General features: G+C 62.4%; 15 protein-coding genes and 1 pseudogene. 8 read left to right on the top strand and 8 right to left on the bottom strand.

Going from position 1 to position 12,277, the window contains the following annotated elements; translation table 11 throughout:
- Window positions 1-33 precede the first annotated feature (33 nt).
- Window positions 34-303: an FmdB family zinc ribbon protein gene (locus tag N5C91_RS03665; RefSeq protein WP_017522110.1), complete on the bottom strand. Its 270-nt coding sequence runs from the start codon at window positions 301-303 to the stop codon at window positions 34-36.
- Between the two features lie 240 nt (window positions 304-543).
- Here N5C91_RS03665 and N5C91_RS03660 point away from each other — a divergent pair, with 240 nt between their 5' ends.
- The 3 genes and pseudogenes from N5C91_RS03660 (at window position 544) to N5C91_RS03650 (ending at window position 1,824) form a co-directional block, all read left to right on the top strand.
- Entirely contained in the window at window positions 544-1,014 is a 471-nt protein-coding gene (locus N5C91_RS03660) for a Dps family protein (protein ID WP_236201518.1), read from the top strand.
- Between the two features lie 213 nt (window positions 1,015-1,227).
- Window positions 1,228-1,539 (top strand): annotated as a pseudogene (locus tag N5C91_RS03655) (cold shock domain-containing protein membrane protein); the annotation flags it as partial.
- Between the two features lie 45 nt (window positions 1,540-1,584).
- Window positions 1,585-1,824 carry a cold-shock protein gene (locus tag N5C91_RS03650; protein ID WP_192430913.1) on the top strand — a complete coding sequence of 80 codons (240 nt, stop codon included), beginning with the start codon at window positions 1,585-1,587 and terminating at the stop codon, window positions 1,822-1,824.
- Between the two features lie 67 nt (window positions 1,825-1,891).
- Here the strand turns inward: N5C91_RS03650 and N5C91_RS03645 are convergent, their stop codons facing one another.
- Both N5C91_RS03645 and N5C91_RS03640 read right to left on the bottom strand, forming a co-directional pair.
- On the bottom strand, window positions 1,892-2,098 hold the full coding sequence (locus tag N5C91_RS03645) for a SlyX family protein (RefSeq protein WP_236171610.1): 207 nt from the start codon (window positions 2,096-2,098) through the stop codon (window positions 1,892-1,894).
- Between the two features lie 3 nt (window positions 2,099-2,101).
- The gene (locus N5C91_RS03640; RefSeq protein WP_279828023.1) at window positions 2,102-2,527 is read right to left on the bottom strand and encodes an HIT domain-containing protein; all 426 of its coding nucleotides are present in this window, start codon (window positions 2,525-2,527) and stop codon (window positions 2,102-2,104) included.
- Between the two features lie 713 nt (window positions 2,528-3,240).
- Between N5C91_RS03640 and N5C91_RS03635 the strand changes: the two genes are divergently transcribed.
- Window positions 3,241-4,587, top strand: a complete 1,347-nt coding sequence (locus N5C91_RS03635; protein ID WP_236171613.1) for an OprD family porin — start codon at window positions 3,241-3,243, stop codon at window positions 4,585-4,587.
- Window positions 4,588-4,671: 84 nt separating this feature from the next.
- Here N5C91_RS03635 and N5C91_RS03630 read toward each other — a convergent pair whose 3' ends face one another.
- On the bottom strand, window positions 4,672-5,034 hold the full coding sequence (locus tag N5C91_RS03630; RefSeq protein WP_089285724.1) for a PaaI family thioesterase: 363 nt from the start codon (window positions 5,032-5,034) through the stop codon (window positions 4,672-4,674).
- 156 nt (window positions 5,035-5,190) lie between these two features.
- Between N5C91_RS03630 and N5C91_RS03625 the strand changes: the two genes are divergently transcribed.
- Window positions 5,191-6,906, top strand: a complete 1,716-nt coding sequence (locus N5C91_RS03625) for a proline--tRNA ligase (RefSeq protein ID WP_236171614.1) — start codon at window positions 5,191-5,193, stop codon at window positions 6,904-6,906.
- Between the two features lie 8 nt (window positions 6,907-6,914).
- The gene (locus N5C91_RS03620; RefSeq protein WP_236171615.1) at window positions 6,915-7,871 is read left to right on the top strand and encodes a hypothetical protein; all 957 of its coding nucleotides are present in this window, start codon (window positions 6,915-6,917) and stop codon (window positions 7,869-7,871) included.
- A gap of 3 nt (window positions 7,872-7,874) precedes the next feature.
- Here N5C91_RS03620 and N5C91_RS03615 read toward each other — a convergent pair whose 3' ends face one another.
- Window positions 7,875-8,150 (bottom strand): acylphosphatase, encoded by a 276-nt coding sequence (locus tag N5C91_RS03615; protein WP_279828018.1) that lies wholly within the window; start codon window positions 8,148-8,150, stop codon window positions 7,875-7,877.
- Window positions 8,150-8,620: a TlpA disulfide reductase family protein gene (locus N5C91_RS03610; RefSeq protein WP_236171618.1), complete on the bottom strand. Its 471-nt coding sequence runs from the start codon at window positions 8,618-8,620 to the stop codon at window positions 8,150-8,152. The genes N5C91_RS03615 and N5C91_RS03610 overlap by 1 nt, the downstream gene beginning before the upstream one ends.
- Before the next feature lie 30 nt (window positions 8,621-8,650).
- Between N5C91_RS03610 and N5C91_RS03605 the strand changes: the two genes are divergently transcribed.
- Window positions 8,651-10,060, top strand: a complete 1,410-nt coding sequence (locus tag N5C91_RS03605; protein ID WP_279828017.1) for a PilZ domain-containing protein — start codon at window positions 8,651-8,653, stop codon at window positions 10,058-10,060.
- Window positions 10,061-10,246: 186 nt separating this feature from the next.
- The gene (locus N5C91_RS03600; RefSeq protein WP_236201515.1) at window positions 10,247-10,642 is read left to right on the top strand and encodes a hypothetical protein; all 396 of its coding nucleotides are present in this window, start codon (window positions 10,247-10,249) and stop codon (window positions 10,640-10,642) included.
- 4 nt (window positions 10,643-10,646) lie between these two features.
- Here the strand turns inward: N5C91_RS03600 and N5C91_RS03595 are convergent, their stop codons facing one another.
- Together N5C91_RS03595 and N5C91_RS03590 are read right to left on the bottom strand one after the other, a co-directional pair.
- The gene (locus N5C91_RS03595; RefSeq protein WP_236201514.1) at window positions 10,647-10,841 is read right to left on the bottom strand and encodes a hypothetical protein; all 195 of its coding nucleotides are present in this window, start codon (window positions 10,839-10,841) and stop codon (window positions 10,647-10,649) included.
- A gap of 157 nt (window positions 10,842-10,998) precedes the next feature.
- Entirely contained in the window at window positions 10,999-12,228 is a 1,230-nt protein-coding gene (locus N5C91_RS03590; protein ID WP_279828014.1) for a YihY family inner membrane protein, read from the bottom strand.
- Window positions 12,229-12,277: the final 49 nt, after the last annotated feature.

Below are 12,277 nucleotides of genomic sequence, written 5' to 3'. Positions count from 1 at the left end.
GCTTCTCGAAAGTCTTGAATTCTAGGGAACCGCTCATTCGCTGGCGGAGCAGGCGCCGGCACCGCAACCGGTGGCCGGACAGGCCGCTGGGGCATCGCCGGAGGCCAGGTTCTTCTTCGCTCCGGTCTTGAAGTCGGTCTCGTACCAACCGCTGCCGCCCAGGCGGAAGCCCGGAGCCGACAACATCTTCTTCAATTCGGGAGCCTTGCAGGCCGGACAATCGACCAACGGCGCATCGCTGATCTTCTGCAGCGATTCCAGCTGATGCGCGCAGGACTGGCACTGGTACTCGTAAATCGGCATGGAACACCTTGGCTGTGTAACGCCACGGGTCCGCGTCCCGCGGCAAAGAGGCCGATTATAGCCTGAAAAATCCGCAGGTTGCAGCCGGGCTCCAGTGGCGGAAAAGCCTGCCGGGCGCACAGCCCTTCAATAGAAAAACTCAATCGATTGCCTTGATATAGACCAAGAGCTTCACACCTGCCCCGGTGGTAGCCTCGAATCCAGCGTTTTAAATCATTCATGCACGATGAGGAGATCGCCATGGACATCGATATCGGAATCGCCAAAGAAGATCGCGCCGCCATCGCCGACGGCCTGTCCCGCCTGCTGGCCGACACCTACACCCTGTACCTGAAGACCCATAACTTCCACTGGAACGTCACCGGGCCGATGTTCAATACCCTGCACCTGATGTTCGAAGGGCAGTACACCGAACTGGCGCTGGCCGTGGACAGCATTGCCGAGCGCATCCGCGCCCTGGGCTTCCCGGCGCCGGGCACCTATGCCGCCTACGCTCGCCTGTCCTCCATCAAGGAAGAGGAAGGCGTGCCGGATGCACAGGAAATGATCAGGCTGTTGGTTCAGGGGCAAGAAGCCGTGGTTCGCACCGCACGCAGCATCTTCCCGCTGGCCGACAAGGTGGCGGACGAGCCCACTGCCGACTTGCTCACCCAGCGCATGCAAGTCCACGAGAAGACCGCCTGGATGCTGCGCAGCCTGCTCGCCGAGTAATCCTTCCTTTATATAGGAGGCCCGCCTTCCGGCAGGCCTCCCCCCTACGAATGAGCTAAGCGGTTGATTTGAGAAGGCAAGTGGTTTGCTGTTAAATAACTGCCGTGCGCTTCGCGCATAGGCCGTCCGGCACGCTTTCATTTTCTTTTCCGGCGTCGCACCCAGGGACGGCTACTTCTTTTTTCGTTACCCGCTCAAGGTGAATCCGTAGCCATGTTGAAGATCGTCCATCTCGTGACGGGCGTCGCTGCACTCGTGCTGTCCCTTATCCCGAGTCTGCGCAATGATGCCCTGCCCTACCTGCAACAAAGCGATGCTGTCTATCTGGCCCTGCTCGGCCTGACCAGCCTCCTGCTCGCCCCGAGCAGCCAGCTGAAACACCCTTCAGCCCTGCAAGGCCTGGCCACCGCCCTGGTGGTACTGGCCGTTGTTCTGCAGATTCTGATCCTGCTCGCCCCGCTGCCCTTTATCGGCGATCAACCGGCCATCGTGCTGCCGCTGCTGAGCCTGGCCGGCGCCGTCGTCCTGCAGTGGATAGCCAGCCTCAACAAACCAAGCACCAGCGCTGCCATCGAAACCTTCGCCGGCGTCGACCGCGAAACCGGCACCGTGAAGTGGTTCAACACCTCCAAGGGTTTCGGCTTCATCTCCCGCGACTCGGGCGAGGACATCTTCGTCCACTTCCGCGCCATCCGCGGCGAAGGCCACCGCATCCTGATCGAAGGACAGCGCGTGGAGTTCTCGGTGGTCCAGCGCGACAAGGGCCTGCAGGCCGAGGACGTGATCGCCGCCCTGCCCAACCGCCGCTGATCGCCAGCACCATGAAAAAGCCCGCCAATTGGCGGGCTTTTTCATGGGCGCATCACTCACTCCGGCATCAATAGTGCGGCGGTGGCGCGTCATCTTCGGCGATGCCGACCTGCCCTTGCAGATCCTCCAGACGCTTGAGCAACGCCTGCATCTGCAGGCGCAGACGCTCGATCACGCGCTCCTGCTCATAGACCACATCGCTCAGGGTCTGCAGCGTGTCATCCTGGAAGGCCAGCCGGCTCTCCAGGTCGGTCACCCGGTTATCCAGTTCCATCATTCACTCCTGGCTGAAGCGAAAGCCATCGCCCAGCGCCATGCGCAGTTTCTCGCGCACCCGCGCCAATTCTTCATCTTTATAGGGAACGGCCGGATGCTTGCCCCAGACCGGGCCCGGCCAGGCGACATCATCCTGCTTGCGCACGATCACATGCACATGCAACTGACTGACGACGTTGCCGAGATTGGCCACGTTCATCTTGTCCGCATCGAAGGTGTCCTTGAGCACCTCTGCCAATTGGGTAGCCTCACGCCAGAGTTGCTGCTGATCGGCGGAGTCCAGCTGGAAGATCTCACTGACGTCTTCGCGACGCGGAACGAGGATGAACCACGGAAATTGCGAGTCGTTCATCAATAGCAGGCTGCTGAGCGGGAAATCACCCACCGCGACGGTGTCCTGCTGGAGGCGGGAATCCAGGGCGAACATAAGACCTCTCCTGTTCGACGAGCCATGTTTAAGCCTAGCCCCACGAAGGAGCCGAAGGCCGCGAAGAATACTAGAGCGCCCTGCAAACGAACACGCCCAGCCGGCGCCCCGTCCCGGCGCACGCCATTTTGCCCGCCGCCCCAGCGTGGGGCATGGCGCGGATTGGCATATACCTACAATAGGCGCGTGCAGGAATCTGCACGGCAACCACGGCCATCAGCAGCGAAAAATCGTTTAAACAGCCATATCTGTGGGATGCCGGAAAACGACATCCATGCGCGCCCATGTTGCAAATCGCCAACAGAAGCCGTGAAATGCGTCAACGCGTCGCAAGACGAACACTGTGAAAGCAGCTCCGGGCATTTGTGCACGGTTGTTGCTAGAGGCAAGGACATCGCACCGACGGCCACCCTATTCGAAGAAGTGGACGCGGAGGCGGGAGAACTTAAAAAGTGGTCAATGGAATAGAGAACCACAATGGCTGAAGCATCAATGAAGCAATCAGGGGGCCATCTCTTTTTGCAACATGAGAACTGCTTGAATGCGACATGCGTCATGCAGCTTCGCGACAGTCCCGTAAAGTTTTTGCGCGTTTATTTGGGCAACTATCGCCAACTGAACACGCGTGCTATAAGTTAGCGCCGACAAAAAGAATGAGCCGTCACCGTTGCACTGTGATGGCAGATAATTTCAAAACCAAAGGAGCAATCACAATGAAAGTGATGAAGTGGAGCGCCATCGCCCTGGCGGTTTCTGCAACAACATCGCAACTGGCCATGGCCGAAGCCTTCGTCAGCGATCAAGCGGAATCCAAAGGATTCCTCGAAGATAGCCACCTGACCATCACTAACAAGATGGCCTACTTCAACCGCATGACTGGCGGTGACGGCCACAACGCCGAAGCGAACAACGCCCGCGATCCGCGCGACACCACCTGGGCCATCCTGACCAACTACTCGTCCGGCTTCACCCAGGGCACAGTAGGCTTCGGTGTTGATGCCTTTGGTTATCTGTCGCTGAAACTGGACGGCGGTAACGGCCACATCGGCAGCGGTTACACCCAGGTCGACAACAAAGGCGACATGCAGGACGACTTCGGCAAAGCCGGTGGCGCCGTCAAGGTCCGCATCTCCAAGACCGAGCTGAAGTATGGCGACATGCAGCCCACCGCTCCGGTGTTTGCCGCAGGTGGTACTCGCCTGGTTCCGCAAGTAGCCACTGGCTTCAACCTGCTGAGCAGCGAGATCGCCGGCCTCGACCTGGAAGCCGGTCGCTTCACCAGCTCCAGCGGCGTGACCAGCACCAACCGCGACGGTGAAATCTGGGCAACCTACGCCAACCGCCAAACCAACGCAGCCAGCTTCATCGGCGGCAAATACGCCATTACCGATAACGCCAGCGTTTCCCTGTACGGTTCCGAGTTCGAAGACCTGTGGCGCCAGTACTACATGAACGCCAACTACACCCTGCCGCTGGCTGACAGCCAGTCCCTGGGCTTCGACTTCAACATCTATCGCACCAACGACGAAGGTCGCGCCGAAGCGGGCAACATCAGCAACACCACCTACTCGCTGGCCGCTGCCTACACCCTCAGCGCCCACACCTTCACCCTCTCCTACCAGAAAGTCCACGGCGACGAGCCGTTCGACTACGCTGGCTTCGGTGACAACGGTGCCGGTGACGGTGGTGACTCGATCTTCCTCGCCAACTCCGTGCAGTGGTCTGACTTCAACGGCCCGGGCGAGAAGTCCTGGCAAGCTCGCTACGACCTGAACATGGCCGAATACGGCGTACCCGGCCTGAGCTTCATGACTCGCTACATCCACGGTGACGACATCGACGGCACCAAGGCTGACGCGACCGGCGCCTATGCTGGCAAGTACGGCAAAGACGACAGCGAGCACGAAACCAACATCGAAGCCAAGTACGTCATCCAGGAAGGCCCTGCCAAGGACCTGTCCCTGCGCGTACGCCAGGCGTTCCACTATGGCGACGATTCCACTGGCGGCCGCCAGAACGAGTTCCGCCTGATCGCCGAGTACCCGCTGTCGATCATGTAATCGACCCGCGCGCTCAAGCGAGAAAAAGCCCGGCATCCGCCGGGCTTTTTTATTGCAACTTAACTACAACTTCGAACGTATTCGTTACATCGGCAATACATAAGTCCCGGTCACATGAGCGACCAACTCCTCGGGGTTACTGACCGAGTAGACAGCTACTTCGCAAACCACCTGCCGGCGCCCCAGCTTCAATATCTTCGCTTCCGCCAACAAGTCCTCCGGCTTCGGCTTGCTGAGAAAGTTGATATTGAGATTCGAAGTAACGGCCATCTCGACGTTATCCAGCTGCGCCAGGATCACCGCGTACATTGCCGCATCCGCCAGCGACATGATGGTCGGCCCGGACACCGTGCCCCCCGGACGAACCATCCGCCCGTGGAACGGAACCCGCACGAAGGCGCTGCGCCCTTCCAGTGCATCGATGCGCAGATCCATGTCGTCCGCCATGGGCAATCCCGCGCGAATGAACGCCTGTACCTGCGCCGCAGTTAAACGACTCACGCCACTCCTCCCTCTCCGTCCGCCGCGCCCTGTACGCAGCCAGACCTGCACCGTACAATGCCCAGCCTATATTCCCCTTCGCAACCGACAAAACGGCCAAAGATGCGTACCAGTCAGTACCTGCTGTCCACCCTGAAAGAAACCCCTTCCGATGCGGTCGTGATCAGCCATCAGCTGATGCTGCGCGCCGGCATGATCCGCAAGCTGGCGTCCGGTCTGTACACCTGGCTGCCAATGGGTCTGCGGGTGCTGCGCAAGGTGGAGACCATCGTTCGCGAAGAGATGAACGCCGCCGGCGCCCTGGAAGTGCTGATGCCAGCCATCCAGCCCGCCGAGCTGTGGCAGGAGTCCGGTCGCTGGCAGCAGTATGGCCCCGAGCTGCTGCGCCTGAAGGACCGCCATGACCGCGACTTCTGCGTCGGCCCGACCCACGAGGAGGTCATCACCGACCTCGCGCGCAACGAGCTGAACAGCTACAAGCAGCTGCCGATCAACATGTACCAGATCCAGACCAAGTTCCGTGACGAGATCCGTCCGCGCTTCGGCCTGATGCGTGGCCGCGAGTTCATCATGAAGGATGCCTACTCCTTCCACACCAGCCAGGACTCGCTGCAGGCGACCTACGACGTCATGTACGGCGCGTACAGCAAGATCTTCACCCGCCTGGGCCTGGATTTCCGCGCTGTGCAGGCCGACAACGGCTCCATCGGCGGCAGCGGCTCCCACGAGTTCCACGTACTGGCCGGCTCCGGTGAGGACGACATCGTCTTCGGCGAGTCCACCGACTACGCCGCCAACATCGAGAAGGCCGAGGCCCTGCCCCGCGAAACCGTTCGCGGCGCCGCCACTGAAGAACTGCGCCTGGTCGACACACCCGAGACCAAGACCATCGCCGCCCTGGTGGAAAAGTTCGGCCTGCCGATCGAGAAGACCATCAAGACCCTGGTGGTGCACGCTGCCGAGGAAGGCAAACTGGTCGCCCTGATCGTCCGTGGCGACCACGAACTCAACGAGATCAAGGCCGGCAACCATCCGCTGGTAGCCGCACCGTTGCAGATGGCCAGCGAAGCGGACATCAAGGCCGCCATTGGCGCCGCCCCCGGCTCCCTCGGCCCGCTGAACCTGCCGCTGCCGTGCATCATCGACCGCTCCGTTGCCCTGATGAGCGACTTCGCCGCCGGCGCCAACGTCGACGACAAGCACTACTTCGGCGTGAACTGGGAACGCGACCTGCCGGTACCGGAAGTCGCCGACCTGCGCAATGTCGTCGAAGGCGACCCGAGCCCCGATGGCAAAGGCACCCTGATCATCCGTCGCGGCATCGAAGTCGGCCATATCTTCCAGCTCGGCACCAAGTACAGTGACGCAATGAAGCTCTCCGTGCTGGGCGAGAGCGGCAAGCCGGTCACCCTGATCATGGGTTGCTACGGCATCGGCGTATCCCGCGTGGTGGCCGCCGCCATCGAGCAGAACTACGACGACCGCGGCATCCTGTGGCCGGCCGCCCTGGCGCCGTTCCAGATCGCCATCGTACCGATGAAGTACGAGAACGAAGCCGTGCGCGCCGCCACCGACAAGCTCTATGCGGACCTCACCGCCGCCGGCTTCGAAGTGCTGCTGGATGACCGCGACAAGAAGACCAGCCCCGGCGTGAAGTTCGCCGACATGGAGCTGATCGGCATCCCGCACCGCATCGTGGTCAGCGAACGCGGCCTGGACGAAGGCACCCTGGAGTACAAGGGTCGCCGTGACGCCGAGTCGCAGCCGGTCGCCCTGTCCGACCTGCAAGCCTTCATCACGGCCAAGATCCGCAACTGAGCAGAGCGATGTCCACCCGAAGTACCTCCAGCCTCGCGGCTGCCGCCCTGTGCGGCAGCCTCCTGCTGAGCGGCTGCGCGAACCAGCTGCCGCAACGCAGCGAGCATGAAGAGCGTGTCGAGCGCAAACTGCTCGACCACAGCCTGCAGATCGACGTAGGCACGCCGGGCACCCTGGAACTGCCGCAGCGTCGCATCCGCGTGCAGGAGCAGAAGACCTTCGAAGTCACCGAGTTCGAGGTCACCCGCCGCTATGATCGCTACACGCCGTACCAGGGCTGGCGCAAGGTGTACGAAATGCCGCTGGGCATCGTCGCCTTCGTCGGCGGTATCGGCGCCAACGTGGTCAACGTGTTCGCCCTGGGCAACCTGCCCGAGAGCGTCACCCGCGGCTGGATCCGCTACGGCGTCGACGGCATGAATCCGTTCATGAACGTCCAGTCCAACGGCCGCGCCGAGCAGAACCTGGCTGCGATCGACGAGCGTCAGCGCGACAAGCGTACCGAGTACTCCAGCCTGCCCTGGTCAGAGCGCCCGGTTACCGTCACCGCGGGCAAGAACTCCCAGGAACTGCTGACCGACCGTCACGGCGTGCTGCGCCTGAATCTGCTGGAAGGTCCATTCAGCGACGACGAAGTCAGCCGTATTGGCCGCCTGCAGTTCAGCGTCCAGGACCCTTCGGACGACACCCGCGCCGACGCCAGCCTGCTGGTCAGCCGCTCGCTGCGCGGCAAGCTGCAGGAAGCCCATGCGCTGATCTATGACGACCTGGAAGGTGACGACGTGCACCATTGGGTACACCGGGTCAAGCGCCTCTCCGACCTCGGTCTGGAAGAGGAAGCCAGCGAACTGGAACAGAGCCTGATCGAGCTGACCCGCAACGATCCGGAACTGCAGAAGGAATTCCTCCACAGTCTGATGACCGACGCCGGTCGCCTGGCTGCGGACCCCGGCGCCAGCAACTGACGTCTAGCGGCGAACGATGAAGCCGGTGATGCCCTGGGGCGTCATCGGCTGCAGCTCCACCGCCGCCACCTTGGCCTTTACCGGGCCACGCGCCAGCCACTTTTCCAGCTCGCGCAGCGCATCTTCCTCGCCCTCGATCAACAGCTCCACACGGCCGTCTTCGAGATTGCGCACCCAACCGTCGATATCCAGACGCTCAGCCTGCTCCTGGGTGCTCTGCCGGAAATAGACGCCCTGCACCTTGCCGCTGATATAGCCGTGCAGACATATCCTCGCCATCACTGCTTCTCCCCGCGCAATGCGCTCAGGCGCGCCTGCAGGCCGGCGGCGGTCTGCTCGCCGAGCAGTTGCTCGCGCATCTTGCCCTCAGGATCGATGATGTAGGTTACAGGCAGCGCTTCGCTGCGGGGCAGGCTGTAGCGCGGCGCAGGGTCGTCGGCCAGCACGGTGTACTGCACGCCCAGGGCCTGCGAGGCCTTCGCCAGGTCCGCGTCGCGCAGCCCATCGAAGTTCACCCCCAGCACCCGATACCCGTTCGCCTCGCCTTGCTGCGCCAGATGATTCAGCTCGGGAATTTCCTTGCGGCACGGCGCACACCACTCCGCCCAGTAGTTAATAACTAGCCACTGGCCATCCACACTCGCAGCGGGTACTTTCCGTCCGTGCTGATCGGTGCCATAGTCCGCCGAGCAGCCGGCCAGGATCAGGCCAGCCATCAAGCCCATTACAATACGGAGCCGCACTCCCATGCCTTCAATCCTCGTGTATGCGGGGTGGTCATGATGCTCGATGCCCTGCGCCTGGAGGTGCCGGACATTCTCGAAGAAGACTCCGAGGCAATGAGCAATCTGGCGGTCAGGCTCCAGGAATCGCGGCAGCAGCCCCTGCAGGAAGGTTTGCAGAAGGCCCTGGGCACGCTGTTCCGCCTCAACCGATGCGCGCTGACCTTACTGGAAAGACAACGCGCCCTGCAAAGCCTCAGCGAAGAATACCGGCATTACGAACGGCTGATACGCCAGGAACGGACGCCGCCTGCGCTGTTCGTGCACTTCTGCAGCGAGTTGGCCGCCGGCTTCAAGCGTCTGCTTCTGCAGATCCTGCACGGGCACAAGCCCTCGCGACCGCATATGGCCTGGTGCCTGTACATGGCCCAGCATTTCCTCGCCCAGGCCCTGCTGCGCCACTACCAGCAGTACCAGCAACCGCCGGGCAGCCTGTGGCGCGACAGCCACCTGCTGTATTGGATCGGCGAGCACCAGGAGTGCCTGGACGAACCGGTCGCCGCCGCTTTCGACCCGGTTCCAGCCGGCACCCTGCGTGGGCTTTACCAGCAGATACTGTTGCTGACCCTGAGCAACCCTTTCCACCTTACCGAGGGGGAAGCGCCGCAACTGTTCAGCGCGCTGGCGCCACTGGCCGCACTGGGTCGACTGCTGCCCTGGGATGATGAGGAACAGGAAGGCTTCGTCGTCGACCTTGGCTCGGACCAGCCCTGCCTCGCAGCCGAGCAGGCCGCCGATGCCCCCGCCGAGCAATTGCGCCGCCTGGAACTGGGCGCCCTGCTGATCGCCCTGCACGACCCCGCACCGTTGCGTCGACTGGAGCAGGGTGCGTTGCTCGAGCGCGTCCGTCACCACTGGCTTGGGCACCAGGCACGCCGCCACGAGCGGGCCGAACAGAACGGCACCTGCCGTCTGGTAGTCGGTCTTGCGGCGATTCAACAGCACCTGCTGGACAGCTTAGCCACGCCCTGCAGGGAAGCTGCACTGATGGACGCCAGCGCCGGTGGCGCGCGCATTCTGTGTCCGGGTCAACAGGCCGGGCAGCTTCCGGTCGGCCAGTTGCTGCTGATCCCCGGCAACGGCGGCACCCCGACCCTGGCCGTGGTGCGCTGGCGGCACCTCAACAGCGAAGGGCTGCATCTGGGCCTGCGCTACCTGAAGGGCCTGCCCCGTCCGGTCTGGTTGCGCCGCGCACCTGACGCGCAACGTCACCCTGGAGTCCTGCAGAGTACCCCGGAGCCAGGTAATGGCTGGTACCACGGGCTCTGGGTACCGCAGGGGAACTTCGTCGAAGGCGAGAATCTCTGGCTGCAACTGGCCAGCTTCGACAACCAGACCATCTTGCCGCTGCCCGCCGCCAACCTGGTTACGCCGCTGGTAGCGCGCCACCCTCTGCGCCTGGCCTGATTATCGATTTTGGGAGAGAAGTCACAGGCAAGATCGGCAGTAGGCCCGGAATGCCAGGTACCCGCCTCTCTATAATTCGAACGTTCGTTCTGACTTTCGGGACGATTCTCGCTCGCCGATCATTCAGCGGCCTTCAGAACGCGGCCGGCGCCATGCACGCCGGCCAACCATCGACAGGACAACCAGATGCAGCCTACAGACCAGCTTGTCAGCAAGGTTCCCAGCCATATTGTCGCCAGCGCAAGGCCGGCCAATGCGGCCAACGGAGGACGGCTGGCGGACTTCAATGTCGCGGTCTGGCTGCATCTTCCGGGTATTGCGGACCTGCCGGTGACGCTGCTGCTCAGCTACCGCGATGGGGAGCGCCAGCGGGAAGTCGTGATCGACCACGGCACCATCAACAAACAGAGCCGCATCCTGCTGTCAGGCGTGGCTCGACTGGCGTTTTCTCAGCGTATCGAGGATGCACAGATCAAGCTGCGCGCAGCCGTTGCGCTGTCGCGGGTAATCGCCGAGGAAGTTTTCATGCAGGCCGTGGAACAGCAAGCCGGCGCGACGCGCCCGCTGGCCACCAGCCTTTGAGCGATCAACCCAGCTGACGCACCAGGGTTTCTTCCGACGGCTCAGCCGCAACGGGCTGGGCGCAGTCCTGCACTACGGACGGCAGGAGCGATTCAGGCCAGCTGCTGAATTGCAGACCAGTAATTCTATTCAACCGCTCCAGGGCGCTCGTCAGATCGCGCTGATGCAGGTGCACTACGTTGTTCTGGTCTTTTTTCATGGTTTCGCTGGCCCTGGAGGAACTTCTGAAGGACATCTGTGTCCTACTACCTCCATAGCCAGAACTGTGCCAATTCTGAAATAGCGAGAATTGGCGCATTTCTGAAGTGATACAAAGCGCAGACAGAATCAGAATCGCCGCAAACTGACGTTTTGCGTCACTCGGAATGTGACGGCCTCAACCATTTCGCCAGACTGTCACCAAACAACGCCTGTCGATCCGACTGATAACGCGCCAGCGTCTCACGCAGCTCGGGGTACCAGGGCTCATCCAGCTCCGCCGGCAATGCCTCGAGACACGGCAGTGGCCACGGGCTGCGATTGAGCAGGTGATGCAGGCTGTAGCTGCCCAGGTCGCGGCACAGCACCCACGCCGCGGTGGTCGAGCCTGCGCGACAGACCAGTTGCTCGCCTTCAAGGAAATCCAGCACCTCTTCCCATTCGTCTTCCGGCAGCAGCCAGCCGGCACGATGCAGATGCGCCAGGCGCGTCGGCAGGCCGTGACGCTGGCGGTCGAAGAACACCCGCAGCACGCCAAGGATCACCAGCAGGCGCGGCATCGCACGGCGGCGCCAGAGACGGGTCGAGGACAGGTTGCAGACCAGCTCCGCCCCGAACAGCACGATCAGCCACGACAGGTAGATCCACAGCAGGAACAGCGGCACCGTGGCGAACGCGCCGTAGATGAGCTTGTAGCCGGGGAAGAAGCTCACATAGAAGCCGAACAGCGACTTGGCCGCCTCGAACAGGATCGAAGTGAAGACACCGCCCGCCAGCGCATGCAGGAATGGCACCCGTGCGTTGGGCACCGCGGCGTAGATCAGGGTAAAGGCCGCCACGCTGGCCAGCAGCGGCATGAACTTCAGCAGCATCGCCGCCCCCGGCAAAGCATGCGGGCCGGAAAGCAGCGACAGTGACGTGATGTAGGTGGACACGGCGAAACCGGTGCCCAGCAGCAGAGGGCCCAGGCTGAGAATTGCCCAGTACAGCAGGAAGCGAGTCACACCCCGGCGCGGCTGGCGCACGCGCCAGATGGCATTGAAGGCCTTCTCGATAGTCACCAGCATGGTGAAGGCGGTCACCGCCAGGAAAGCCACGCCCAGCCAGGTCAGGTGGCGCGCCTGCACGGTGAAGTTGCGCAGGTAGGCCTCGACCGCTTCGCCGGTGGACGGCACGAAGTTGCGGAACACGAACAGCTGGATACGCTCGCCCATGCCCTCGAACGCCGGCACGGCCGAGAGCATGGCGAAGGTCACGGTCATCATCGGCACGACCGCGAACAGCGTGGTGTAGGTCAGGGCCGCGGCGCTGTTGGGCGCTTTGTCGGCAAGGAAACGCTGGACCAGATAGCGGCCGAATTCGACCAGGCCCTGCAAGCGATCGTGCATGAAGTGTCCTTTGGCTGCACTGAATAACCGTCCTCGTAGAGCACGGCGA

It is taken from the genome of Pseudomonas sp. GD03903, assembly GCF_029840045.1.
GTDB classification, from domain to species: domain Bacteria; phylum Pseudomonadota; class Gammaproteobacteria; order Pseudomonadales; family Pseudomonadaceae; genus Pseudomonas; species Pseudomonas pseudonitroreducens.
The sequence above is the reverse complement of the archived record's forward strand: the minus strand, read 5'-3'. Positions and strand labels throughout refer to the sequence as shown.